This is a genomic window from Streptomyces orinoci (assembly GCF_003121295.1).
Classification (GTDB): Bacteria; Actinomycetota; Actinomycetes; order Streptomycetales; family Streptomycetaceae; genus Streptomyces; species Streptomyces orinoci.
This window is the reverse complement of the sequence record NZ_PHNC01000011.1, coordinates 151,491-177,770: the sequence shown is the minus strand read 5'-3', so window position 1 is coordinate 177,770 and position 26,280 is coordinate 151,491. Positions and strand designations below refer to the sequence as shown.

Annotated in this window: 16 protein-coding genes and 1 pseudogene; 5 read left to right on the top strand and 12 right to left on the bottom strand. The window is 67.9% G+C overall.

The features are described from left to right. Positions 1 to 130: 130 nt before the first annotated feature. From CV755_RS09500 to CV755_RS09490, 3 genes are all read left to right on the top strand, one after another. The gene (locus CV755_RS09500; RefSeq protein WP_161968636.1) at positions 131 to 1,129 is read left to right on the top strand and encodes an LLM class flavin-dependent oxidoreductase; all 999 of its coding nucleotides are present in this window, start codon (positions 131 to 133) and stop codon (positions 1,127 to 1,129) included. 118 nt (positions 1,130 to 1,247) lie between these two features. Then, positions 1,248 to 1,661: a nuclear transport factor 2 family protein gene (locus CV755_RS09495; protein ID WP_161968635.1), complete on the top strand. Its 414-nt coding sequence runs from the start codon at positions 1,248 to 1,250 to the stop codon at positions 1,659 to 1,661. 52 nt (positions 1,662 to 1,713) lie between these two features. Next, on the top strand, positions 1,714 to 2,520 hold the full coding sequence (locus tag CV755_RS09490) for a histidine phosphatase family protein (protein ID WP_241561089.1): 807 nt from the start codon (positions 1,714 to 1,716) through the stop codon (positions 2,518 to 2,520). Between the two features lie 43 nt (positions 2,521 to 2,563). Here CV755_RS09490 and CV755_RS35375 read toward each other — a convergent pair whose 3' ends face one another. The 7 genes from CV755_RS35375 to CV755_RS09445 all read right to left on the bottom strand — a co-directional run bounded on the left by CV755_RS35375 (position 2,564) and on the right by CV755_RS09445 (position 13,052). Then, complete coding sequence (locus CV755_RS35375) at positions 2,564 to 2,953, bottom strand: ATP-dependent DNA helicase (RefSeq protein ID WP_241561088.1); 390 nt, start codon at positions 2,951 to 2,953, stop codon at positions 2,564 to 2,566. 44 nt (positions 2,954 to 2,997) lie between these two features. Next, entirely contained in the window at positions 2,998 to 4,122 is a 1,125-nt protein-coding gene (locus CV755_RS09480; RefSeq protein WP_109279718.1) for a helix-hairpin-helix domain-containing protein, read from the bottom strand. A gap of 976 nt (positions 4,123 to 5,098) precedes the next feature. Further along, the gene (locus tag CV755_RS09465) at positions 5,099 to 9,757 is read right to left on the bottom strand and encodes a caspase, EACC1-associated type (RefSeq protein ID WP_109279715.1); all 4,659 of its coding nucleotides are present in this window, start codon (positions 9,755 to 9,757) and stop codon (positions 5,099 to 5,101) included. Continuing rightward, a complete protein-coding gene (locus tag CV755_RS09460; RefSeq protein WP_206608404.1) occupies positions 9,747 to 10,199 on the bottom strand; it encodes an effector-associated constant component EACC1 in 453 nt (150 codons plus the stop codon). Before CV755_RS09460 ends, CV755_RS09465 begins: the two co-directional genes overlap by 11 nt. Positions 10,200 to 10,347: 148 nt before the next feature. Next, the gene (locus tag CV755_RS09455; protein ID WP_109279714.1) at positions 10,348 to 10,770 is read right to left on the bottom strand and encodes a hypothetical protein; all 423 of its coding nucleotides are present in this window, start codon (positions 10,768 to 10,770) and stop codon (positions 10,348 to 10,350) included. A 61-nt stretch (positions 10,771 to 10,831) separates the two neighbouring features. Further along, positions 10,832 to 12,028 (bottom strand): GH25 family lysozyme, encoded by a 1,197-nt coding sequence (locus CV755_RS09450; RefSeq protein WP_109279713.1) that lies wholly within the window; start codon positions 12,026 to 12,028, stop codon positions 10,832 to 10,834. Between the two features lie 79 nt (positions 12,029 to 12,107). Then, the gene (locus tag CV755_RS09445) at positions 12,108 to 13,052 is read right to left on the bottom strand and encodes a peptidoglycan-binding protein (RefSeq protein WP_241561081.1); all 945 of its coding nucleotides are present in this window, start codon (positions 13,050 to 13,052) and stop codon (positions 12,108 to 12,110) included. Between the two features lie 474 nt (positions 13,053 to 13,526). Here CV755_RS09445 and CV755_RS09440 point away from each other — a divergent pair, with 474 nt between their 5' ends. Further along, complete coding sequence (locus CV755_RS09440) at positions 13,527 to 17,213, top strand: nSTAND1 domain-containing NTPase (RefSeq protein WP_206608403.1); 3,687 nt, start codon at positions 13,527 to 13,529, stop codon at positions 17,211 to 17,213. 609 nt (positions 17,214 to 17,822) lie between these two features. Here CV755_RS09440 and CV755_RS09430 read toward each other — a convergent pair. Next, entirely contained in the window at positions 17,823 to 18,158 is a 336-nt protein-coding gene (locus tag CV755_RS09430) for an EthD domain-containing protein (RefSeq protein WP_109279710.1), read from the bottom strand. A gap of 67 nt (positions 18,159 to 18,225) precedes the next feature. On the opposite strand from CV755_RS09430, the gene CV755_RS09425 reads away from it, so the two are divergent. Continuing rightward, the gene (locus CV755_RS09425; RefSeq protein WP_109279709.1) at positions 18,226 to 18,600 is read left to right on the top strand and encodes a MerR family transcriptional regulator; all 375 of its coding nucleotides are present in this window, start codon (positions 18,226 to 18,228) and stop codon (positions 18,598 to 18,600) included. A 16-nt stretch (positions 18,601 to 18,616) separates the two neighbouring features. Here CV755_RS09425 and CV755_RS09420 read toward each other — a convergent pair. The 4 genes and pseudogenes from CV755_RS09420 to CV755_RS09405 all read right to left on the bottom strand — a co-directional run bounded on the left by CV755_RS09420 (position 18,617) and on the right by CV755_RS09405 (position 26,278). Continuing rightward, positions 18,617 to 19,478: pseudogene (locus CV755_RS09420) on the bottom strand (IS5 family transposase). Positions 19,479 to 19,679: 201 nt separating this feature from the next. Then, positions 19,680 to 23,033, bottom strand: a complete 3,354-nt coding sequence (locus CV755_RS09415) for an SAV_2336 N-terminal domain-related protein (protein ID WP_109279708.1) — start codon at positions 23,031 to 23,033, stop codon at positions 19,680 to 19,682. Between the two features lie 6 nt (positions 23,034 to 23,039). Beyond that, the gene (locus CV755_RS09410) at positions 23,040 to 24,038 is read right to left on the bottom strand and encodes an AAA family ATPase (protein WP_109279707.1); all 999 of its coding nucleotides are present in this window, start codon (positions 24,036 to 24,038) and stop codon (positions 23,040 to 23,042) included. Further along, positions 24,035 to 26,278: a VMAP-C domain-containing protein gene (locus tag CV755_RS09405; RefSeq protein ID WP_109279706.1), complete on the bottom strand. Its 2,244-nt coding sequence runs from the start codon at positions 26,276 to 26,278 to the stop codon at positions 24,035 to 24,037. The genes CV755_RS09410 and CV755_RS09405 overlap by 4 nt, the downstream gene beginning before the upstream one ends. Between the last annotated feature and the right edge of the window lie 2 nt (positions 26,279 to 26,280).

Below are 26,280 nucleotides of genomic sequence, written 5' to 3'. Positions count from 1 at the left end.
CGCCTGGCCCTATAGTCGGGAAGCTCTTGATGTGCATAATGTGAAAACACGTCCTGCGGACCGCAGCTCGTCCAGACCGAAGCGACCGGTTGTGCCGTTGTCCTGGTCATCTCTCGGAGGCATCCACACCATGCGAATTCTGGTCAAAGTCAGCGCGTCGACCGAGGTCGCGATCCTGCGCGAGCGAGTCGCACGCTGGCTCGACGCCGGGATCGAAGGCGTCGTCGCGGGCGACCACCTCTTCGCGGTCGCCTCGTCGACCGCGAAGTCGCCCGAGCAGAGCCGTGTGGAGCCCTACGTTCTACTCGCTGCCGTGAGTGCTCTCTCCGACCGGCTGGACCTCGCGACGATCGTGAGCAACTACACGATTCGCCACCCGGTTCATCTCCTGCGGGAAGTTGCTCAGCTCGTTGCTCTGGCGGGCGCCGAGCGCGTATGGGCCGGGTTCGGCGCAGGTTGGAACGCGATCGAATATGAGGCTGTGGGCCGGACCATGCTCCCGCTGTCCGACCGGCTCCGTGAGCTCGACCGCACGGTCGGGCTCGCCCGGGCGTTGTTTGCCGGGGAGATCGTTACCGAGGACGGTGTCGCGGCGGGACTTCCGCTGTCACCGGCGCCGGCGGCAGCGCCGCGTTTTCTCTTCGGCGGTGGTTCGTCGGGCCTGTTGGAGCTCGCCGCCCGGCACGGTGATCACCTCGACGTGAACACTCCTCCGGGCATTGAGCCTCAGAGCGCTTCACGATCGGGCTGGCGCGCGCGTGACAGCGACAGCCGCCGTCGGCTGCGTACCCCAGTAGCGGCTGTCCGGGACCATGTCTTTCGATGGCGCGAACTCCGGCGCGCTCTCGGTCGTGAGGATGCCGGCACGACATCGGTGACGCTCAGTACCCTGCGCCTGTGCCGGCGCGAGGAGAAGAACGAGTACGCCGAGCGGTATGCACGGGCCCTCGGTGTGCCTGGGATCAACCTGGACGACTGCGCCTACGCCCTCGTCGGTGAGCGCGAAGAGCTACGCGAGCGCCTGGCACAGCGCTATGCCGATGGGCATCTCGACTGGCTCGTCGTGCCCGATAGCGAGGACGCACTTCGCCTGCGGGAAGAGGTGCTGGCACCGGCTGGTCTGGGCTGACCCTCACCGGTCGGCAACCGTGCTCCGCCAGCCCATTAAAAGAGCAGGCCCGCACAACGCAAGCACAAAACGGATCCGACAGACCGCTCCCCTGTCGCAACCCCAAGGAGTTCTGAGCATGACCACTGCTTCCCGCCCGCTCAACGACACGGCCGTCGCACGACACCAGATCGCCAACCTGCTCACCACCTACCTCGAGGCGGCCGACCGGAAGGACGTCGAAGCAGCGGTGGCTGTCCTCGGCCAGGCCGAGGTGTCGTTCCCGGCCGGGTCGTCCCACGACCCCGAGTCGGCCCGGACCTTGTTCGAAAAGCTTTGGGGCAACCCCATCAAGCACCGGCACGATCTGTCGAACCTGCTTGTCCTGCCCGGGGCCACCCCGGGCACCTGGAACGCGCGAGCCCATTACACCCGCTACGTCCTCGAGCCCGACCCGGTACTCAACACCCTCGGCGAGTACGACGTCATCGTCGACGAAGCCACCTGGACCGTTCGCCGGCTCATCGTCACGCGGACCTGGGTTCAGGGCTGAGCTCCTCGTCGGTCCCTTGCCGAGAAAGGAACTTACCGGAATCGTGAGCCAGATGTTGCCGCCCGTACGTTCCACGGGCGCGGCTAGTCCATTTCGGACTCATGCGGGAGAGATCGAGGTGGTCCTCGTCCGGCACGGTGAGACCCGCACGTACGACCGCGACGTCGGCCTGACCGCTCGTGGCAAGCACCACGCGTATGCGCGGGGAACAGCGCTGGCCCGGGCACTGGCCGGGCGCGACCGGATCATATTGCGCCACGCGCCGACAGAACGAGCGCGCGAGACCGCCGAGGCCCTGCGCTCCGGTCTGACCGACGCGTCCGGACCGCCGATAGCCGGCGACCCCAAACCCGACCCGGCCTTTGGAAACTTCCGCATCTGGTGCGGAGACACCGCCAGGGAGCCGTCGGGAGCCTATGCTCTGTATCAGAAGGCCAGGAACACTGGCACGGTTGCCGGCTGGATCACCGATTTCGCCCGTTACCTCGAGCGCCAGCGCCTCGGAAGCGACCCAGTCGGCTACTGGCTGCGCCAGCCGCTCCCTTCTTTCGAACCACCAATCGCCGTCGTCCACCGGTTCGGGCGCGCGATCGCCGAGCTCGCCGACGCCGATGACCCCACCCCGGTGACCGTGGTTGCCACGCACTCGGGTTGCCTGCGCGCCGTCGTCGCTACGGCGAGTGGCAAGGACCGTGGCGAGCCGGAGAATGGCGAGACTGTCCACGTTTTCGCCACCCCGGGCCGGGACGTCGCGACGGTCCACTACCGAGACCGCACGGACCAGTGGATCCTTCCCCGCACCACACCACCCTGGCTCAGACCAGCGGTCTTCCGTACCGCTGTGGACGGGCTGACATAGAGCTGTCACGGTCTTTAGGAGCCTTGGGGTCCTCACGGGGCTGTTAGCCGCGCAGGATGCGGTGGGCGTTGAGGACGATGGCGGCGCTGTCGTCGTGCTGGCGGAAGACCTTGGTCAGCCGGGTGCGCGGGATGTCTTCGACGTCGAGGAGGTCGCGCAGGACGCGGCCGGGGCCGATGCTGGGGAGCTGGTCGGTGTCGCCGACGAGCAGTAGGTGGCAGCCGTCGCGGAGGGCGGCGAAGAGCTTGCGGGCCAGGGGGAGGTCGAGCGTTGACGCCTCGTCGATGATGACGAGGTCCACGGTTTCCAGCACGCCGGCGTGGTCGAAGAGGGAGTCGCCGTCGGGCGGCCTGATCAGCCGGTGGACGGTCACCGCCGGCTGGCCGCAGGTCTCTTCCAGCCGTTTGGCGGCCTTGCCGGTCGGAGCGGCCAGGGCGACGACCGCGTTGGCCTCGTCGGCGAGGTCGACCAGGGTGCTCAGGATGTGGTCTTGCCGCAGCCGGGGCCGCCGGTCAGGACGGACAGGGGGCGGGTCAGGGCAGTGAGGATCACCTGGTGCTGCTCGTCTGTCAGTCCGGCGGTCTGTGGGTCTCTTAGTGATTCCAGTTGTTCGGCCCATGGGGCGAGCCCGTCCAGCGCCGAGGTGGAGGCGAGCAGGCGCCGTACATGAAAGGCGAGTTGGGTCTCGTCGCGGTGTTGTTGCGGCAACATGGCGGTCTCGATGTCCGCCAAGGCGTCTGTGCCGTCCAGGACCGGCAGTGGCAGCACCTCCATGACCAACTCGCCCTGGCCGCACAGTGCCTGAAGGGCGTGGCGCAGCACCGCCTCGTCGAGGATCTCGGCACTCGCCGGGTCATCATCGGTCAGAAGTCGGCGGGTACGGGCAATCAGCACGCGCACCGGAAGGTGACCGTGACCACTTGCTCGGGCTTGGTCGAGTTCGTGCAGCAGGGCGGCCTGGAGTCGTGCGTCGCTGTGCTTGGGGATGCCGACGGCGAGGGCGATCTTGTCTGCGTTGACAAAGCCGACGCCGTGCACGTCCTGGCAGAGCCGGTAGGGGGTGCGGCGGACGATGCGCATCGGGTCGTCATCGGTGCCGGCGTATGTGGTGTAGATCTTCACGGCCAGCGCCGGGGTGATCTGGAGTCCCTGCAGGAACACCATGATCTCGGCAATAGCCTTCTGCTCCTGCCAGGCCGCCTGGATCCGGCCCAGCCGGACCCGACCGATGCCATGTACCTCAAACAACCGCTGTGGTTCGACGTCGATGACCTTCAGCGTCTGCTCGCCGAAGACGTCCACGACCGCCGCGGCGAGAACCGGCCCGATACCGCGGATCATGCCTGCGGCTAGATAGAGGCGGATCGCCCGCTCGTCGGCGGGCACGGTCCGTTCGCACCGCTCCGCTTTGAACTGCCGTCCATGGCGCGGGTGATGGTCCCATACACCGTGCAGCCGCAGGCTTTCGCCGGGTCTGGCGCCAAAAAGTGCCTTGCCCACCGCGGTGATGCTCTCTTCGTCGCCCGCTGTGGTGTTCAGCCGCAGCACCGTGTGCTCGTCGTAGCCGACGTACAGCAGGTGATCGACAACGCCCTCGGTCATGTCGAGGGTGTCCAGGGGTACTTGATGAGGCTGGGCACGGGCACCGTCTCCCGGGATAGGTGCGGCTGCGGGTCATGATGCTGCCGGGACTTGGCAAGGTCAGCATGGATGCCCGGACGGCCGCTTGTCGCGTCTTTGCCGGATTCTCCTCACTCCTGCGAGCGACGCCACCGAAGCCGGATCTGCGGTGACGGGCAGGCGGGCCGGGCAAAGCGAGTAGGCGTGACACCCCTATCTGCGACCCGCGCCTCCGACGGGGAGTGCCCAGCGACCCGAGTGTCCGGGACTCACGGAGACAGTACGAGCCAGCGGGTGTGCGTGATCCCGATCGTCAAGGAGGTGATGGTGACCGCGGTGGCCCCTGCCACGGCGGCCGCCGTGCCCGCCGACAGGAACAGGGCGAGGGCGCAGGCAAGGACGGCACCGGAGAGTGCCCAGGCCGTGAAGACTCCCGGCGGCGTCCGGGCGCGGCGGTGGGTGTGGCGGCGCCCAATCCCGCCAGTGGCGGGCGGTTTCGCGCCGTTCACGGCAGAGTTGGGCACGCACCCGCAGCGCGAGGGATATCGCCGCCGTCGCAACCCACCACGGTGATCGCGAGGATCGCCAGCCCCGAGCCGGTCGCCCTGAGGAGCGGACCCGCGAGGGTCCAGGCGCCCCACCCGGTCAGGCCGGCCCACGCGTCGGGCGACATCCCGGTGATCGCCACCGGGTGGCAGCATCGTCATCGAGCAGTACAACCTCTACGAAAAGCACGAGTACACCGATCCCCCCAAAAGTGGCACGGGCCGGTCCACCTAGGACGGCCCGCCAACCCACCGGCAAGCTTCGTCTTGTACGAGGTCACCCCATGTCCTTCCACGGTTCGCGGTCTCCGCCGCGATGCAGTCGGAGCACGATAGTGGAGTCCGGTACGGTCCTGCCCGGCCGGAGGCGCCCAGAAGGCCCGTGCGGTCCCGCGCGAGGGAAACGGCTACGTCTACCGCTCACAAGGGCTTTGGTAGGGATGGATTTTGCCCACGTGCTTCTTCCATTCTTCGTGTGTGATTGTCGATCGGGTCACGGAGCACAGGTAGCGGTAGAGTTCGCCGGGCCGGGTAGTGACCAGCCGGACCCCAAAGCCTTGGCTGAGGCGTTGGCTTTCGGTCAGGGCGACGAAATGGCCGTCGGGACTGAACTCCAGGCCATCTACGTTCCGGCCGAGGGATTTCCCCAGATCGGAAACATTGTGTGGGTCACTGATGTCCCAGAGGTGTACTTCATCGGTGATGGACGCAAGGGCGGCCAGAGTACGGCCGTCAGGGCTGACCCGGATCTCTTTGACATCGTCGTCGGCAGGAAGGACCTGTGTCCTTCGCGGGCCCTTGGGATCGCTCAAATCCCACAAGGAGACGCTGCGGTTGTTCTCGGTCACCACTGCCAGGGTGACGTCGTCGACGTAGGCCGCGGTGCTCACCCGACCGATGATCTCACCCTTGGGGAGCTGGGCAGGGTGCCGCATGTCGGTCAGCGTCCACAAGGTCATCGAGCCCTTATCGGTCCAAAAGGCCAGGGTCCGAGTGCGTGGGTTGAACACCGCGCCGCCTGCCGAACCGTAGGTGAGGAGGTCGGCCGCAGGCGTAGGTTTGCGAGGGTCACGCAGGTTCCAGAGACGGACTCCGTCATCGTCGTTCACCACCAGAGTCGTCGGATCCAGGAAGTAGGCCGAGGGGCCTGGTTGTTGGGATCTGGCGTGCATGGGAATACCGGAGATTTTGCCGGGATGGCGGATATCGGTGATGTCCCAGATGGCTGCTTCGTGCTGATCGGTGATTGCGAGGCTGTGTCCGTCGCTCGCGCCGCTCACTTGGCCCGAAGCCGGGAAGTCGGATCGTTTTGTGGGGCGGTGGGGGTCTTGCAGGTCCCATAGGGCGAGTGAGGCTCCATCCGCACTCTGGCTCACCAGGGTGCGGGTATGGGGGAGGAACGCGGCTCGCATCCAGGGGCGGGGGAGGGTGGTGACAAGGACCGGGTGATAAGGGTCGGCGATGTCCCACACACAGGCGCCGTCCCCGGCTGTCCTGGCGGTCACGGCCATGAGCCGGCCATCGGGACTGAACGTCTTTCCCGGTGCGTCGGAACCCGGCATTTGGATGCTGCCCGGCAGCACCGGGCTCGCGGAGTTCCAGAGCCTTACTGTCCCTCGTTCCCTGCCACTGCCGTCTGTTCCCTGCCCGCCACCGGTGGCGACAACCTGCCCATCCGGGCTGAAGGCTGCGGAATAGACGGGGGGTGTGTCGGGTAGCGAGGTGAGGACCCTGATGCTGGTGTCAGTCTTGATGACATCGTCGATCTGCCAGATTTCCGCGGTTCCGGTGGAGTTGGCGGTGACGAATGTTGTCTCGTCGGGCCGGAAGTTCACCGACTGGATATTGGTGTTTTCGTTGGCTGTCGCCGTAAGGTTGTCCACTTTCTTGGCGGCCGGGTGTTCGCGGTCGGTGACATCCCACACCGCTATCGAGCCCTGTACCCCGCCGGCAGCGAGGTAGTTGCCCTGACCACTGAAGGCCAGGCTGAGCACGGAGTCGGCGGTGAGGGTGGTCATAAGGGTCGGCCGGCGAGGGTCGGTGACGTTCCAGAGCCGGACTCTGGCGGTGCCGCGCGTGCTGCCGGTTGCCGCGCTTCCGGTGGCGAGAACCTTGCCGTCACGGCTGAAGGCGACGGCCTGCACGCGGCTGGAGTCGATGCGGAGGGTGGCGTCCTGGGCGGGGTGCGCAGGATCGGTGGTGTCCCACAGCGTCACCGTACCCGCTGTGCCGGGGGCGGCGACCGTCTTGCCGTCTGAGCTGAAGGCGACGCTCGGCGGGAGAGTTGCGGGGCTGCTGAGTTCTGCCTTTGCCACCGGGTGATCCGGATCCTTCACGTCCCACAGCGACAGCCGGTGCTCGGTCTGAGCGGCGAGCAGATGGCCGCGTGGGTCGAAGCTGATGGCCGGGGTGGCGTCGGTGGCCAGTATCGCGCGCTGGGACGGTCTGTGCGGATCGGCCACGTTCCACAGCCGGATCGTCCTGTCGCGGGCGGCGGAGGCCAGTGTGCGTCCGTCGGGGCTGAAAGCGACGTTGAATACGCGGTCGGTGTGGCCGTTGAGCGCGGTGGCGTACCCGGCGGAGGATGCGGCGAACAGGCTGCTGCGGGCCTCGGCAGTCGGGGCGATGCGGTATGCCGCCAGGCTCAGTTGCTCGGCCGTGGCGGGATCGCCGGAGCGTAACTGATCCGCGAGCAGAGCGATTTGCCGAGAGGCGATCATGTTCTGCCGCTCGGTCGCCTTCTGGTACTGGCGGACGGCGACCAGGCCGCCGATCAGGGCGAGCACTAGCAGAACGGCAATACTGGCCACACCCGACCTGCGGATGCGCTGAGCTCGGACGCTGGCCGCCAGGAACCGGCGTTCTCGCGGTGCGAGTGCCGCCCTGCGGCCGGGCTCGGTGAACCACATGCGGGCAGCGGCCAGCCGTGCCCCGCCGTACAGCAGGCCCCGGTCGTGGCTGGTGCGCTCCCATTCCCCTGCGGTGTCGGTAAGTTGCTGGTGGAGCAGCAGCCCGCTGCGGTCCTCGTCGAGCCAGCGCCGAAGACGCGGCCAGGCACGGAGCAGGGCTTCATGGGCGATTTGCGCGGTCTCGCCGTCCAAAGTGACCAGTCGTGCGCTGACCAAGGCGTCGCGGGCAGCGGCGATGGCGGCGGCTTCTTTCTCCGGGCGTTCCGCGCACAGTTCGGCCACGTCGACGTGGCGTCGGGTGTCCTCGGCCCCCTTGCCGATGTGCACCATGCGCAGCAACAGTAACCGGGCAGCGCGTTGGCCCTCCGATGAGAGGGTTTCATAGGCTTGGTCGGCCTGTTTGGTGACGGCGTTCCATACGCCGCCGGTGGCGGCGTATCCGCCGATGGTGAGGGTGCGGCTGCCTGCGGCTTCCATCCAGGTGCGCTGGAGCGCATAGGAGAGAAGAGGCAGCGAGCCGTCATCGAAGCCGTCGTCGGTGGGATGCCCGGGCTCCTGGTCGTCCTCGGGCCCGGGACGCAGGTCCCGCAGGATCACCTCGGTCAGCCTCGGCTCCAGGTGCAGCCCCGCCCTCTCGGCCGGCTTTTCGATGGCTTCGCGAAGCTCCGGAAGGCGCATAGGCGGAACGGGCACATGGCGCTCGCGGAAGGCGGCGGCCAGCTCCGGGTAGGCGATGCACCGTCCGTAGAAGTCGGCGCGGACCCCAAGGACGACCACTGCCGCAGGGGCGGTGCCATCGTCAGCGCGCTTGCAGGCGGCACACAGCGCCCGGATAAAGACCCTGCGGTCCTCTTCGTCCGGACACTCGGTGAAGAGCTCTTCGAACTGATCCACCACGATCAGCAGCCGCCCGTCGGCTGCGCCCGTCCCCGCTGCCGGACCGTGCAGCGCCTGACGTACGAGTCCCGGCAACCGGGAGGCATCCGCCCGCAGTTCGGCGGCCACCGTCTCCTGTGGCCTTCCCGCCGGGGCCGCCAGCCGCTTTGCCAGCGCGGCCACCGGTTCCCTGCCCGGTGTGATCAGCATGTGTGACCAGATCTGCGGCCCGCGCACGCGTAGTTCCCCGCGCTCCACCGCGGGTATCAGTCCCGCGTGGAGCAGGGAGGATTTCCCCACTCCGGATGGCCCGACGACCACGACCAAACCGCCCTCGTCGTACCACTCGGACGTCTTGCGCACCAGCTGCGAGACGAGCCCTTGACGGCCGGCGAAAAACCGGGCGTCATCGATGGTGAAGGCGTTGAGCCCGCGGTATGGACAGAGCGGTTCGGGCCCCTGCCCGGCCGAGTCCGGGGCTTCCTGGGGCGGCTTGGACGGTGGGGACTTGACGGCGGGGTTCGAAGTCAGCACCAGATCGCTCGCCCGGTCGCTGAGGTGCCGCCGCGGTGCGGGCACCCCGCGTGGGGGCAGCACGCGACACAGGTAGCGGTAGGCGTGCTCGATCGTCAGATCCGGCAGGCCCGCCGGATCGCCGTTACGCAGCAGGCCGAGGAGTTCTCCGGTGAAGGCGGTGTATCTTTCCCCCACTGGTGAGAGCGCTTGCTCATCGGCCGACGACGAGGCCAGCAGATAGGTACCGCCGAGGGAAGCAAGTTCGAACGCGGTCGCCGCGGCTGTCCCGAACGCTCCCTGGGCTCGTCCCGCGAAACAGCAGTCCAGCACGATGATCACCGACCGTGCCGGGCAATTGTTCAGCGCCTCCCGCACCGCCTGGTACGGCAACGCCTTGAACGCCAGGCCGGTCACCAGCTCATCGGTGGCGTGGGTGGCCAGGTACAGCTCGTTTCCGGCGCTGACCAGCCCATGCCCCACGTAATAGAACAGGAACACGTCGGTTGCCTGAGCCGCGGCATCGGTCAGGGCCGTGCCCAGCGTCATCGGGTCGTCGGGATCGATGACAGGCCGCCCGCGCCACAGATTCCGCGGCCGCAAGCCGCAGCGATCGATGAGGAGCTGGGACAGATCCCGCACGGTGTCCGCCACCGCGGGCAGATCGGGCAGCCGGGAGCCGGCCACATGCGTGCCGGAGCCGATCACCAGAGCCCGTGATCCGGGTGAACTCAGGGCGGTCGGCCGATGGCCTCCGGACACATCAGCTGCCATCGGCCTGGGTCCCTTCGGGCTCAGGGGCAAGGCGCTGCGCCAGCTCTCCGGCCAGCTCCCGCACCTCGGTCGCCGTCAGGCCCCGCACGGGCGCGGCGTTCAATTCGTACGTCGATCCGTCGGGTTTGCTCACCTTGAGGCTGACACTTCCCGTCCGGCGGCGGATCCAGGTGATCAGCACGCTCGCCAGGGCGGTCGCTACCCCTCCGGGACCCACCGCAACAGAAAGAGTCTCCAGGGCCGATCCGAGCGTGCCCGGGACCGGCGGGGCGATATCGAGCCGCACCCGGCCACGCAACCTCTCATCCGCCACCAGCCACTCACACAGGGAACGCAGCTCGTCCCCGGAGCGCTGTCCTCGCACCTCAATGGCAACGTCCATCACGCTCATCTCCCATGACCGGTGCCAGACCACCGGGATCGGTACCACGCTCACCACCATGCCGTCAGGGGCTCTCCGGGCGGAGTTCGCACGCCCGTTGCTCAGGTTCAACTCGTGATTTCCGCGTCCTGGACCGGGTGGCCGGGGCCGGGGCGTGCAGCGCTCGCCCCAGCCCCGGCCGGCGTGTTCACCGCCCGTCAGGTGCGGATCAGCGGAACGCCTCGTATGCCTTGGCGTACATGCTGTGCTTCGGCCCCTTCAGGTACAAGCGCATGTAGTACGAGGTGCCCCTGGCGATGGTGGCGTCGAGCCTCCGCTGTTCGCCGTTGTTGCAGTAGTAGTAACCGCTGTCGTTGACGACGTGGCGGTCCTTGGTGCGGACGATCTCGGCCTTGATCTTGGCCCCGTCGTGGCCGTAGCAGCCGAAGTTCGTCGCCAGCCAGCGGGTTCCGTGGGGAACGAAGTCGGCGGTGGCCCAGTAGCCGGCGGGACCGTGGCTGCCGTGCCAGATCTCGACGTAGCGGGTCTGCGGGTTGGCGGGGGCGGCCTGGGCCGCGACCGGACCGGAGGCCAGCCCGCCTCCCAAGGCCACGGCTGCCGCCGCGAGTCCCAGCATCCTGCGTGTGATCACGTGCGTGTCTCCTTTTCGGTGCCCTGGCGGCGGACGCCGCCAGGACATGGGCGGTTGTGGATCAATTCACCAGCGCCAGCCAGGCCTTGGGCCCGACGATGCCGTCGGGGGTGAGATGGCTGCGGACCTGGAAGGCGATGAGCGCGTTACGGGTGTCGGTGGTGAACCGGCCGTCGACCGGCAAATGGGCACCGTGGGCGTCGAGCTCGGCTTGGACCGCCTTGACGGCCGGGCCCCGGTCGCCCTTACCGACGGTGGCGATCAGCGCCGACCAGGTTTTGGGTCCGACGATGCCGTCGGGGGTGAGATGGCTGCGGGTCTGGAAGGCGACGACCGCGTTGCGGGTGTCGGTGGTGAACCGGCCGTCGACCGGCAAATGGGCGCCGTGGGCGGTGAGCAGGTACTGAACGGTGGCCACCTGGCGGCCGCTGTAGCCCGGCTCGATCACCGGCCATGCGGTGGCCAGTGGGGGCGCCGGCGGGGTGTAACTGCCCTTGGCGGCGAAGTTCCTCAGGTCCTGCATCGTGCCGTTGAACTGGTCCTGGTCTCCGGGAAAGGTCCCGGAGTCGGAGGTCTGCCAGATCGCATAGGTGCGCCAGCCGTTGGGCAGCGGGTGGGGCGTCCCGGTGTAGCTGCCGATCCACAGCAGGTTGGTGGCGGCGAAGGCGGAGGAGTTGTCGGTGCACTGTGACCACCATGATGTGTTGGTGTTGATCACAGGGTGGCGGCCGGTGCGGCGCCGGTATTCGCTGTCGAACGAGGCGATCCAGCGCACCGTCGCACGGGGGCTGACCCCGTAGCAGGTGGGCAGCGTCCGAGTGGGCTCGACGTCCAGGACGCCGGGCAAGGTCTTGCCGTCGGGCCGCCAGGCGCCCCCGTGGTCGATGAAGTAGTCGGCTTGGGCACGCCCGGAGGACTTGTCCGGCCTGGCGAAGTGGTAGGCACCGCGGATCAGGCCGACTTTTGCCGCGCCGTCGTACTGCTGGGAGAAGCGGGAGCTGATGTAGGAGGTGCCCTCGGTCGCCTTGATGTAGGCGAAGGAGGCGCCGTGGGCGGCGACTGAGGGCCAGTTCACGCTTTCCTGATGGGCGCTGACGTCCAGCCCGCGCACGATGGCGGCTCCGGTGGGCTCGGCCGGGGCAGCGTGTGCGGAGGTGGCCGTGACCAGGCTGAGCAGCGCCAGGCTCGTGGCCAGCGCCGCGGTGCGGCCGGTGCGGCTTCTGCCATGGCGGGCGTGGCGGTTGGGCAGGTGGTTCATGGACGGCTCTCCGTTCAGATGGTTTGTGGGGTGCGGCGGGACCGTGCATTGGCCGCGTGGCATGGGCGAGTTGTCGGTGCTACGCGCGCACCAGGCCGTAGAAGAACGCACCGGACAGCGGGAAGCGCTTTTCGTATACGCCGCTGCTGTGGGCCCCGTTCGGGTCGGAGGTGTTGCCGGAGATCACGTCGACGTGGCCGCCGCTGACATGGTCGACGATGCCGATGTGGAAGCGGTTGTGGGCGCTGCCGTAGATGATCAGGTCGCCCGGCTTCGCGGAGTGCAGCCCGCTGGTGCCGATCCACCGGTGGTGCTTGACCGCCCACTCGTTGACAGCGGGCACGTATGTCATGGAGGGGATGTTTTCGCCGGCCTTCCGCCAGACCCAGGTGGCGAACGCGGCGCACCACTGGCCACAGACGTTGTACGGCTTGCCCTTGACGCATAGTCGGCTGTCGGCGTAGGTCCCGAGCTGGCTCCTGGCCACCTTGACGATCTTTGCGCGGAGGGCAGTGGTGGCGTGGCAGGACGTCACGGTCCGGGCGATGCCCAGGGACTTCATGGTGGCCGCGTCGGCGAGGCCGTTGGCCGGCAACTTGTGGGTGTTCTGGTACTTCTTGACTGCTGCGGTGGTGGTTTTGTCGTAGGTTTCGTTGGCCGGCACGGTCACCTTGACCTGGACTTGCTTGACCACGCCGCGGAGGCGGTTGAGGGTCTGCGGACCGATCAGCCCGTCGATGTCGAGGCAGCGGTCGCTTTGGAACGACTCGGTCGCCTGCCGTGTCTCCGGCCCGCTGATCCCATCGACGCTGCCCGCGCGGTACGCCAGGCCGTTGAGATCGGTCTGAGCGAGTTTGATGTCCGAGTTCGTTGCCGCCGATGCCGGGACCGGCGCAGCCAGCATCGTGCCGGTGGCGACGACGGCGGTGAGTGCGCCGAAAGCGGCCGCGCGAGCACCGCGCTTCGGACGCGGGGGTTGTGAACCTCTCGCCGACTGCACGGCTTCCGGCAGTTGTCGCTTCACAGTAGAAACTCCTTTCGCTCTTTTCTGTCGGCACCGGTGGTGGTTTCTCACCGTGGCGCCTTGACTCGGGATGTGGGCCAACGGCGGCCGCTGGCTCCGCGTCCGACGTGCTCCCCGGCCGCCCCCGTGACCGCCGGCGGCTTCCGGCGGCACCCCCGTGACCGCCGGAAGCTGAATTCGGTTGTAGGGCATGGTTGTTGTCCGGTGTCGGCGGATGGACGCCGGACAACAGACTCCGGACAATGAGGCAGGATCAGGAACGCGATCCCGGGGGGCGAGGGTCAAGTGCCGCGTGTCGAACGGCCGTTGGAAGACAACGACGATCCATTAACAGCATTCGCCGCTGACCTGCGTGCTTTACGGGAGAAGGCGGGAAGTCCGCCGTATCGGAAGCTCGCTCAGCTGGCTCACTACTCCTCCACGACCCTCGCGGACGCCGCGGGGGGACGTAAACTGCCCAGCCGTGCGGTCACTTTGGCCTATGTCCGGGCGTGCGGCGGCGATACCGGCGAGTGGGAGAAGCGCTGGCATGCCCTCGCCGCCGAACTGGCGGCCGGACACAACAGCGAACCCGGCCCCGACACGGAGACCGACCAGGACTGCCCCTACATCGGGCTGACCGCTTTCCAGCCCGAGGACGCCGCCCGGTTCTTCGGCCGGGACAAGCTCACCGGCGACCTGGTGACGCAAGCCCGCGCCCAGCGCTTCGTCGCCGTCTTCGGCGCTTCGGGCTCAGGCAAGTCCTCCCTGCTGCGGGCCGGCCTGCTGCCCAAGGTCCGCGGCGGCCGGCAGGCGGGGGCCGCCGGGTGGCGCACCGTGCTGTTCACGCCCGGCCCGCACCCGCTGGAGGAGTGCGCCGCGCGACTGGCCGTGCTGACCGGGGGAACCGCCACCGCGCTCCGCGATGACCTGGAGAGCGAGCCGCGGGCACTGCACCTCACCGCATTACAGGCACTGGCCGACCAGCCGGAGGGCAGCGAACTGCTGGTGATTGTCGACCAGTTTGAAGAGATCTTCACTCTCTGTGCGAGTGCCCGGGAACGGGCACGATTCGTCAACGTCCTGATCACCGCCTGCCAGGCCGCCAACAGCCGCACCCGCGTCGTCATCGGAGTGCGCGCCGACTTCTACGCCCACTGCGCGGAGTACCCCGAGCTCGTCGAAGCCCTTCGCGAGGGTCAGTTCCTCGTCGGGGCCATGACCACCGACGAGTTGCGTCAGGTCATCAACCAGCCTGCGGTACAAGCTGGTTGCACGGTCGAAGGAGCACTGCTCGCCCGGATCATCGCCGACGCCACCGGCCAGGCCAATGCCCTGCCCCTGGTTTCCCACGCCCTGCGCGAAACCTGGCATCGCCGCCGCGGCAACACCTTGACCCTGGCCGGATACGAGGCGGCCGGCGGGATTCAGCACGCCCTCGCCCACAGCGCGGAGGCCGTACACGCCAAGCTGAGCCCGCACCAGCGCCGGCTGCTGCGCTGGATCTTCCTGCGGCTGGTCGCCCTTGGCGAAGGCACCGACGACACCAAGCGACGGGTCCCCCGTGCCGATCTCGACACCACCCATCCCGACACCGGCACGGTGCTGGACACACTGGCCCAAGCCCGCCTCGTCACGCTCGATACCGATACCGTTGAGATCACCCACGAAGCACTGATCCAAGCCTGGCCGCGCCTGCGCGGCTGGCTGAATGAGGACCGCGCCGGGCTGCTCATCCACCAGCAGCTGGCATCGGCGACCGCCGCATGGGAACGCGAGCACCACGACTCCGGCCTGCTCTACCGGGGCGGGCGGCTGGCCGCCGCCCGCGAATGGGCCGAACGCCACCGCGGCGACGCCCAGCTCAGCAGCGGGGTCAGCGCATTCCTGGCCGCCTCGACCCGACAAGAGCGCCGAGCCGTCACCCTCCGCCGTGCCGCAGTCGCCGTCCTTGCGATGCTGACCGTGCTCGCCTCGGCGACCGCCGTGATCGCTTTCAAGCAGCGCGCCACCGCCCAAGCCGAGCGCAACAGCGCCGTATCCCAGCAAATCCTGGCCGAAGCCGACCAAGCCCGCGGCAGCGACCCCTCCCTCGCTGCCCAGCTCGACCTGGCGGCCTACCGGCTGGAGCGCACGACCCGAGCCTCCGTTTCCTTGCTCGACAGCCGTAACTTCCCCCTCTCGCGCCCACTTACCGGGCACAGCCGGCCGGTCTACGGCGTGGCCTTCAGCCCTGACGGCCGCACCCTGGCCACCGGCGCGGGCGACAACACGATCCGGCTGTGGGACATGCGGGACCCGTCCCACCCCAGATCCTGGGGCAAGCCTCTGACCGGCCACAAAGACTGGGTGTACTGGCTCCAGTTCAGCCCCGACGGACGCACCCTCGCCAGCGCCAGCCGCGATCACACAGCCCGGCTGTGGGACATACGCGACCCCGCGCACCCCAAGGTGTGGAACAAACCTCTGGCCGGTCACGCCGCTTTCGTGTTCTCCGTGGCCTTCAGCCCCAACGGCCGCACGCTGGCCACCGCCAGCTACGACAAGACAGTGCGGCTGTGGGATGTGGCCGACCCAGCCCACCCCACCGCCTTGGGACAACCCCTGACGGGCCACACCGACTCCGTGGCCTCCGCCGCCTTCAGCCCCGACGGACGCACGGTGGCCAGCGCAGGACATGATCACACCATCCGCCTGTGGAACGTCACCGACCCGGTGCACCCCACTATGTGGAGACCGCCCCTGACCAGCCCCGATGTCGTCTACGCGGTGGCCTTCAGCCCCGACAGCCGCATCATGGCCAGCGTCGGCGCGGACAAGACAGTGCAGCTGTGGAACGTGGCCGACCCCGCCCACACCATCCCCCTGGGGCCCGCGCTGACAGGCCACACCAACACCCTTCTTGCCGTCGCCTTCAGCCGTGACGGCCACACACTGGCCACCGGCGGCGCCGACAACACCATCCGGCTATGGAACTTGACCGACCCCGCCCACCCCACTGCCTTGGGGCAGCCCCTGGCCGGCCACACCGGTCTGGTCGACTGGATCGCCTTCAGCCCCGACGGCCGCACCCTCGCCAGCGCCAGCGAGGACGCCACGGTACGGGTATGGAACCTGCCGCACACCACCCTCACCGGCCACGCCGGCAGTGTCACCACGGTGGCGTACAGCCCCGACGGCCGTACTCTGGCCAGCGCCGGCGCCGACCGCACCATCCGGCTGTGGAACGCCCGTGACACGGCCGGCCCCACGCCCCTGGGTCCCCCGATCACCGTCCCCAACGGCGCCGTCAACACCGTCGCGTTCAGCCCCGACAGCCGCACCATCGCCGCAGTCGGGGACGACCACACGCTACGGCTATGGAACGCCGCCGACCCGGCGCACCCCAAGCAATTGACCGCGGTGCCCACCGGGAGCACCGGCTCCGCGCACGCCCTGGCCTTCAGCCCCACCGCAAGCCTCCTCGCCACCGACGGTGCCGACCACGCACTACGTCTGTGGGACATCCGCGACCCGGCACACCCCGGACCGGTCGGCCAACCGCTGACCGCACCAACGATCAAGGTCGTCCAATGGGCGAGCTTCAGCCCGGACGGCAACACGCTCGCCAGTACCAGTGACGACGACAAGATCAGGCTCTGGAACGTCCGCCACCCCGCACGACCCCAGCCGGCCTCGGTGATCACCACCGGTGAGACCGGCGGGGTCCTCTGGGGTGCCTACCACCCGACCGAGCACATCCTGGCCACCGCCGCCGCCGACCACACCATCAGGCTCTGGGACATTCACGACCCGGACCGCCCCCGGGTCTTGGGACAGCCACTGAGCGGGCACACCGGCGAGGCGGTCTGGGCCGGATTCAGCCCCGATGGCCGCACCCTTGCCAGCTCAAGCCAGGACGGGACCATACGCCTGTGGAACACCACCGATCCCGCACACGCCACGCCCCAGGGAGGACCCCTCACCGCCAACCACACCGGCATCATCCACACCGCCGCCTTCGCCCCTGATGGGAGCACCCTCGCTTCCGCCGGCGATGACCGCACCATCGAACTGACCGGCCTTGACCCCGAACCGGCCATCCAGCGAGCCTGCGCCACCACCACACCCCTCACGCAACAACAGTGGCAGCAGAACGTCCCCGAACTACCGTTCCGCCCACCATGCACCGAAAAGCATTGAGAGGGCGGTCAACGGGCGAATTCGAGATGGGCGAGGACGAGGAGGACCTGCGGCAGAGAGCGGTCGATGGTGGTTTCTTCATGGTTTTCCCCCGGCGGCAATCGAGCCGCCTATGGGCGCGGTTGTTCGCATCGCCGCCCACAGTCGGCTCATACTGCCCCGCCATCACCACCCTGCGGGACGTGCCGGGCGACAGGGCGCACAACGTGCTAGTGCTGTGACCGCAAAGGTTCACCGGGTCGGTCGCCCCACGTCATGTGGGGCTCGCGTACGGGCCACTCGGCCATGCGTGCCACGCCGAGCCCGACCGACTGTCGGACCGCCTCGTCAGTGGTGCAGGGGCCGCACACGTCGATATCCCGGTCAGGGACGGCACGGGACGCTCCGCCCTGGATCAAAGGGCCGTGGCAGCGAGGGCATCGGGCCTCCATGAACTGACCGTACCGAGGCGGCGCAGTCTCTCGGGCCCGATTTGGACGTCCCGGTGAACGTTTGCGGTTCACAGCACTAGGCCGTTTCGTTCGGATCTCTGGTCGTAGGTTCGGGTGTCAACGCACGTGGGGGCCGGCCGTGGGAGCTGAGTCGGTATCCGTCTGTCGAGTCGGTCCATCAGATGACCTTCTTCTCCTCGGCGACCATCACGGCCACCGATTCCATGTCGATGAAGCGTGCTTCGTCGGGGTTGACCAGCATCCGGTAGTTCTCGGAGGCAAAGAAGGCGTCGTGATCATCCCAGTTCTCGAACCAGATTTCCGTCAGGCCGTCGTAGGCCCGGGGCGGGTAGTTCTCGGCGGGGACCGGGTGGGACACGGTGTACTTGCGCACGTAGCGCTCCGCCTCCGGGATGGAGGTGAACAGCGGAGCGTGCCGGTTCCGGTGGTGTTCGACGAAACGCTCGTACGACATTCCCTCGACGCGGTTGATCATGAAGATGAGTTTCAGCATGGAGTTAACCTAAAAGCTCACATCAATGTCAGGGGCAAGTCGGTCAGCGGCATGAAAGGAGTCCGGCATGCGGATCGGTGAACTGTCCGCCCGGACGGGAGCCAGCCGCCGGTCGCTGCGCTACTACGAGGAGCAGGGCCTGCTCGTCAGCTCCCGCTCACCCAGCGGACAGCGCCACTACGAGGACGAGCACGTTCAGCGGGTGCGCCTCATACAGGCGTTCCTGGCAGCAGGCATGCCCAGCAGCATCATCGCCGAGATGGCGCCCTGCATGTCCGAGCCGACCGAGGACAGGGCGCGGCAGGCACTGAAAATCATGGGCCGCGAGCGGGCCCGGCTGTCCGAGGCCATCGACGGCCTCGCTGCCGCCAGGGCCGCGCTGGACCACCTCATCGAGGACAACCACGCGTACCTGGCACGGTCGACGGACGACGGTCCGTGAACCGGGGATGATCGGATCAGCGCGCGGACCACAGGAAGATACCTGCCACGTGGAGTCCGGCCAGGTAGATGGTGGCAGTCTTTTCGTAGCGGGTGGCGAGGCCGCGCCACTGCTTCAGACGGTTAATGCAGCGCTCGACAGTGTTGCGCTGTTTGTAGCTCTAGGGGTCGAAGGCCGGTGGCCTGCCGCCACGGCTGCCCCGACGTAGCCGGTGTCCGCGCTGGTCGGCGGGGGCGGGGATCACTGCGCGGATGCCGCGCCTGCGCAAGTGTTCGCGGATCGCGCGGGATGAATACGCCTTGTCGGCCAAGACCAGGTCGGGTGTGGTACGGGGCCGTCCTCGTCGGCGGGGAACGCGCAGGCGGGCCATGACATCGCTGAAGCCGGGTGCGTCACCGGCCTGTCCGGCGGTGAGATGGAAGGCCAGTGGCCGGCAGCGGTCGTCGGCGGCGAGGTGGATCTTCGTGCTCAGTCCGCCGCGGGAGCGGCCGATGGCATGGTCGTCCGGTTCACCGGCCGGGGCCCTTTTTTGCGGGCCCCGGCTGCGTGCTGGTGAGCCCGCACAATCGTGGAGTCCACCGACACAATCCAGTTGAGGTCCTCGTCCGCGTCGGCCCGGGCCACCAGGACGGTGAAAACCCGCTCCCACGTGCCATCGACGGCCCACATCCGCAGCCGGTTGTAGACACCCCGCCAGTTGCCGTACTTCTCTGGCAGGTGAACCCACTGGGTACCGGTCGGAACTTGAAGGCGATCGCGTCGATCACCTCACGATGGTCCCGCCAACGGCCACCCCGTTTCGGGGTGCGGTCCGGGAGCAACGGCTCAATCCGCACCCACTGCGCATCAGTCAACGGCACACCCGGACCAACGACCAGCTGATCCAAACGAAACTGCCTAGCGGCCTCAGCCCGCTCGTCTACGTCATAGCGCTACGGCCGCCGATGACCACCGCGTTCACCGAGAGTGTCAACGGCCTTGAAGAGCGGATCTGATCCACTCTCTGCGAATGTGAGACAGGGCCGTTGATCACTCCCGAGGCGATGCCCTGTCCCGGGCGAAAACCTGTTACGCCGTGCCTACTCGCCGTCCGATACTGGGTCCGTCACCGACGTGAGATCGGTTCCCGAAGGAACGATCTGGACGTACAGATCTGTTAGCTCTCCGGCAAGTCGAGCGTTGAGGCCGCCCTGCCCGATGGCTCTGGCGATTTGGTCGTCGGGGACGGCGACGACTGCTCGGTGTCCGTCGATGAAGATGCCGGTCGGTTCGGCGAAGACGAGCGCGTTGACCAGCAGGGTCCGCTGATCGCTGGAGTAGACGATGATTTCGATCTTCTCGTCGGTCAAATTTCCGAAGAGCAGGCGTTGGGCGCCCCGCTTCCGCTCGGCATCCTTTCCTATGAAGGCTCCTTTGACGCTGTACGTCGGCCTGGTGGGCGCCGCGACGATTTTCGTTCGGGCTCCGGGGACTCGCGCGATACCCATGACCGCCACCTGGCCGGTCGTCAGCTCGGTCACGAAGCCGGCCAGGACTCGTTCGACCAGGGCTGAGGCAGTGAGGGACAGAACCAGAGGACCGCGCGGGCTCGTTGCCAGCCTGCCGGGCCGAGTGTCCTCGCTCGGATCGAGGACCAGTGCGACCACGGTCTCGCCTTCCGGCAAACGCCGGATGGGACCGGACTTCCCAAGCTGGTGGAGCTCTTGTTCCGGCAGAAGCGCCTCATGTACACGGCCGTTGACGGGGTCGCGAACAGTACATCGATACGCGCCCGGTACCTGACCGCTGATACGCGCCGTCACCGCCATCCCGGGTGCCGGGAAATGGCCACCGGAATCCTGGAGGATAAACGCGGCGGCTTCGTCAGGCGTAAGGAGCAAGGTGTCCATGGTGAGCCGGACCAGCCCGACCCGGCGCGGGTAACAGCGCTTACAGGAGATCAGTCCACCCGCGCTTACCTTCAGAGCGTCATGTGCGTGGTCACCCCGGTTACGAGGGCAGGCCCAGCCCAGCCCATCGTCCGAGGTGGCGCCCAGTCGGCGGAGGAGCCTGGCAGGATCCGCCGCGTTCGCCTCCGCGATGCGCTGGTTGAGCGGTGAAATCTGAGGCACCGGTACGACCTCGGTCGTCTCGCCTGCTTTGACCACCTCCCTGCGGTAGTGCTCCCCCGCCTGCCTGATCAGTTCAAGATCGACACCTTGCCCTTGGGTCAACTTGTCGACTGGAAGTGGCTCGGCACCGGTGGACAGCACCGGGAAGCGCCAATTTTTCTCCTTGATGCGCAGGGCTGCGACCCTCCTCAGCATGCGCAGGGCGGCCGACGCGGAGTCCGGCGGAACCATGCGCAGGCGTGGCGCGTAATGAATCACCCCAGCCGTGGTCTCCTCAAGCCGCCCGTCGGGATCGGGTGGGAAGGGCACGGTGAGCATGCCGTCCGTCTGCGGACCGCCCACCTGTGCCCAGGAAAGGATCACGTCGGGTTTCGTCACGTTGCCGATACCCTCTGAGTACGGCTCGGAGTCGGCCAGTTCGAGCACGCTGCCGTCCGCGTAGGCGTCCACCCACCGGTGGGTGAACCCCACTACCGCAGCGTACGGTGGCAGGGCCTTCACTCCGCTCGGGGCGATGAAGACGATCTTCGCGGCTGCGTCGCCCAAGGTCAGGCCCATCTGCCGTAGCGTGTCGATCGTCGCGGATTTCGGGTCGGTTTCTTCCCTCGACGACCACGGGATCACCACATCCCTCGCCGCCAGGCCGGGCGGCGTCGATGGCGAGTGCCTTGTCCTGATCGCGAGGTCATACCGCGGCGGCGTGGTGGGGGGTGCTGGAGTATCCGGCAGCGGTATCCCCAGCCGGCGCATGGCTCGCGCGTCTACCCAGGTGAATGCCTGTTGACCGGCAGACACCTGCTCCTGGCCGTCTGGTTGGGGCAGCCAGGCGAGGAAGCTGAGCGCCCTGCCGCTCAGTTCGGCAAGGCGGCCGGTGATGGTGCGGGCGGTTCGCAGAAGCTCAGGTGGGGGGACCGTGCCGAGGAGGATCCGGCGCGTTCCCTCGGCGAAGTCGAACTGCCACTGCTGCGGCGGTCGGTCAGTGCCGCCGACTCGGCGCAACAGCCCGCTGAGAAAGATCTCCGCCAGATGGCCGGAGTCAACCGGCGGACCGAGCGCCTGCCGTACGAGCTGCATCGCAGGCACAGGCATCGGCGCGACCGCCGCCAGGTGCGCCGCAAGCCGGTATGCATCCGTCGACGCAACGTCACGGAAACGCTCCAGCACGGCGTTTGGCGCACGGTTGGTGTCGCTGTCCGCAGTTCGTGGCACGCCGCGTGCTTGCGACGGCGAGGGCGTCAGCAGCGGCAGTAGCGCGCTGGTACCCGCCGAGCCGACCAGCCGGGCCCATGTTGCGACCAAGCCAGACATGGGTGCGAGGACGGGTACCGGGACGCCGTCGAACGACCGGAACTCGGGTGGTAGGACGGGGTCCGTGACACGCCAGGTCCGGTTGGCTGCCGCCGGGCGATGTGCGGTGACCCGCCAGCGCTCCGTCTGGATGCCGGTGCCGGTCCACATCCGAGGTGGCAGCGTGTGCAACACGGCGATCGGGCCCACTCCGGCCAGCCGGTTCAGCAGGTCGTGCATCCGGCCGTCACGCCATGCGTGACCCACACCGTCGCTGACCACGAGGAGCAGCGTGCTGCCTGACGGGTCGAGAACGGCAGAAGGCAAAAGCGTCGCGGGGGCGGTTCCGAACGGACGGTAGCCGAGCAGTGGTCCGTCCGGGGCGTGGGTGTCCAGGCTGAAGGTGTGGATGAAGCGGAACGCCCCGCTGCGCTCCATGAGGAGCCGCACTTCGGTCGCCAGGCGCTGCCACAGGAGCATGGACACCCCGTCGTCGACCAGAATTGCCAGGTCCAGCCACTGCTCCTTCGCCGAGCGGAGCACGACATCTGGCAGTCCGGTCTCGGCCATCGTCATGACGGTCCTGGGAACGTCCAGCTCGGTCCGCCCCGGATCCGGCCGGTGCAGCCGGAGCGGGCGCAGCGCACGGCCGAGGGCCAGCTCCGCAGTGCCGAGGGCCTTCTCGCCCGGGGGCCGGACGGACACGGCGGGGACCGTTGGCGGGACGGCGGTCCTTCCATGCGTCGCCGGCGCGGCGGGGCTGCCGTGCAAGTCGCCTCGGGAACGCCGCGACCGCGCCCCCGGGAAGATATTTGACGGCCCTGGGTGCCCGTCAGCGTCCCCGGGCACAGTGTCGACCAGATCCTCTGCCGGGGGGTCACCGTCGGACGGGATCGCGGACTTCCGGCCCGCCCTCGCCAGCGCGTCAGCAGGGGCCGACGCCAAGTGGGTGGCGAGCCAGAGGGCATCGAGGAACTCCTCGCTCGACAGACCGGCTCCGCAGTCCGCCAGCACCTTCAGCGCTCGCTCGTACATGTGCGACTACACCGTTCCGCCGAGACGATGCAGTACGGCGTCCAGCAGACCGTCGGCATCGAGGCCGACGCCACCGCGGCGCAGGAAGACTGCGTTGAGCAGTTGGTCGGTGGCAAGCTCGCCACTCGCGCGTCGTGAGAGGAACGCCCGCACGAGCTCGTCGAGTCCTTCGACGGCGTCAGTGTCGGTCCCCGCTCCGTCGCCCAAGTGGGCACGCACGATCGCCCGCAGGCGCTCCTCATCGGGCTCGGGTAGGTCGAGCCGGACGCAGCGGCGCAGGAACGCGGGGGGAAAGTCGCGTTCGCCGTTGCTGGTGATGACGACCACCGGGAACTCCGCACACCGCACCCAACCGCGCTCGGTGGCCGCCCGGCCTTCCGGGTCCGCGGTCACCACGCGGACTCGGTCCTGTTCCCGGGACAGCCGGGCCAGCTCGGGAATCTCGAACTCGCCCTCCTCGAAGATAGTCAGCAGGTCGTTGGGGAGATCGATGTCTCCCTTGTCGAGTTCGTCGATCAGCAGGACCCGCGGCCGCGCCACCGGGACGAGCGCTGTCCCCAGCGGCCCGAGGCGCACGTATGAGCCGATGTCCGGCTCTTCCGCCAGCGGGCCATGCCCGTCGGCCCTGTCACGTCGCAGGTTCGCTTCGCGCAGCCTGCCGATCGCGTCGTAGTGATAGAGGCCGTCCTGAAGCGTGGTCCGGCTGTTGATCGGCCAGTGCAGCACCCGGCCCAGATGCAGTTCGTGGGCGATGGCGTGCGCCAGGGACGACTTGCCCGTACCCGGCTGCCCGGTGACCAACAAGGGCCGCCGCAGCAACAATGCCGCACTGACCACGTCCGCCTCGGCGGGCTCGATGAGATAGGGGCGTTGGCGCCGCCGGCCTCCCCCCGCTGGGGCAACACCGAACTGGCGCCAGGGCGGCGCCTCGGGGAACTCCACCTCGCGTACTCGGCCGTCTCCCTGGAACAGCCGCCAGCCGTTTCCGCTGTCCTTCGCTGTCACCCGGCAGTCGTCCTTTCCCAATCGTGCGGAGCGTCAGGTGGATTGGCATAGTCGGCCGTCGGAGGCAGTGGCACTCTGGGGTCGTCCCACACCAGCACCGGGCGCGCTGGGGACGAATTCGGCTCTTTGTACGCGAACTTTCGGAAGTCGTGAATCTGCTGTGGCAGGTCATGTAAAGACACGGTGCTGACGATGTCCTCGAGCCGCTGCGCGTGCTCGAGACTTCCGGCCTCGCGGTCCCACAGCACGACCGGAATACCCATCGCCAGGCAGAGATGCGTAAATCGGTGCCGGTCTGCGGGAGCACCGTGCAGGACGACCCAGGTGATGTCGCCCTTCAGCGAGTCCATCACCGTGAGCACGGCAGTGAAATCATCCCTGATGATGAGGGGGGCCATGTACCCGGCCTCCCAGCGCCGCCGGAGTTCCTGGCGCCGCTGAAGCTCCTGGGGCATCTTCCGGCTGTACTCGCGCAGCCGAAGCGCTACCGGGTACTCCTCCCCCAGTACTCGGCTTCCCTCGGGCACCCCGAGGGAAGGGGGGAGACCGAGTTCGGAGAGTTCGTCCAGCACTTTGTATGCGGTCCAGGTGTCGACGGGCACGTGGACATCGTCCGGGCCGACCAGCACTTCGACCCACGGAGGTGACTGGCCGCCGCCATTCCCATGACGCTTTGCCGCCTGGTGGATCCACTGCCCGACCTCCTCCGAGGTGTACGGCCCGTCCGGCAGCGGCCTTACGCGCTCCAGCGTACTGCCCTCCCGTACCAACCAGATCCGGCAGCGGTAGCGGTCCTGCTGGCCCGAGTCGTCGGGCCAAAGCTCTACAAGGATCCGTGTCACTGGCCGCAGGCGGAACTTGGCCCACCTGGCAGCTTGTATGCGGCAATCGGCCAGGAGGGAGCGGTCGACTCCCAGACGCTCGCGGACGCCTTCGCACCATTCGTCCAGGCGGCGCCTGAACCTCTTGTCGGCGACGGCGGAGGAGAAGTACACGGCCAGCCGCAATAACAGCGGCATCGGCTGAGCTTTGCCGTCCACCGGCGGCGCGTCGTGATAGTTCTCAACGTAATCGACGGCTTCAGGCAACTGCGCTTCCGCCACCCGGACGCCGTTCACCAACCAAGCGGGCGGAGATACGTGATACCGCAGCACCTCTCGAGCCGCCCGACAGACGAGCGTGGGGTGAGCGGCGTTCGCCCGCTCCAATATCTCCAGGAGGTCGGAGTGCTCCGTAACCGACAGAAGCCGGATACCCTCAACCGAACGCCCCAGCGCCAACAGCTCATTCAACGCGCTCCGTTGGTCGTCGCGCAGAGTCTTCATCAATGACTCGACCAAGGTGGCGAGCGCACGTTTCTCGGTGAACAGAAAGGCTGCCAACTCCTCAGAGGAGGGAGGGGCCGCACCCGATCCCTCGGAGGGCACCTGATAACCCAACTTCCTTGCCACCAGGCGTGCGTGGCGCTCCCGTTGTTCCGCGGTCTCGAATATCTTCCACAGAAGATCATCCACGCCTTCCGGCACGGTCTCTGAATCGGCTGCGGAGACGCGCAGGCAATCGGCGAGCACGCGGTGCGCGCCGGCACGACCCAACTCGTCGCGAATGTGCTGCCATGGCAGCACCAAGGTGCGCCGCACCGCCTGTCTGTCCGCGAGCGGCGCGTCGTTTATTACATGCTCGGCCACAAGGCCGACAGCCACACTGAGGTCACCTTGCATCACCAGCGGACCACCGCTGTACCCCGGGCCGATGGAGCCGCCGGTCAGTTGGCCATCGGCGTAGTAGAACCAGGCGTCGGAAACCTTGATGGTCGTGTCGGCGAAGCTGATGGGATCACCGCCACCGTGCCACGCCCGTACCTCAAGCCCTTGCGTCATCTCGCCCCATACCACCGGGCGCGCCGACGCTTCGGCCGGCTCGTCCAGTTCCAGTACCGCCAGATCCCCCTCCCCCCAGTAGCTTCCAGCACTCGGACGGATAGGCACCCACACCAACAGCCTTGCCGTGCACCGATGTTGAACCTCCCCATCGTGCAGCACGATCTCCAATCGGTCGGCAAGCGCCGGCCGGTGCGTATCCAGCGGCTCCCGTCCGAGAGCTTCGTTGACCACATGCGCGCAGGTGAGGATATAGCGCGACGAAAGCAGCGTGGCAGCTCCCGCAGCAGCCCGGCCGTCCCCGGTCAACACCGACACCAAGGTCGGCGCGGCGCTCGCCGACCGACGGAACCACCCCATCC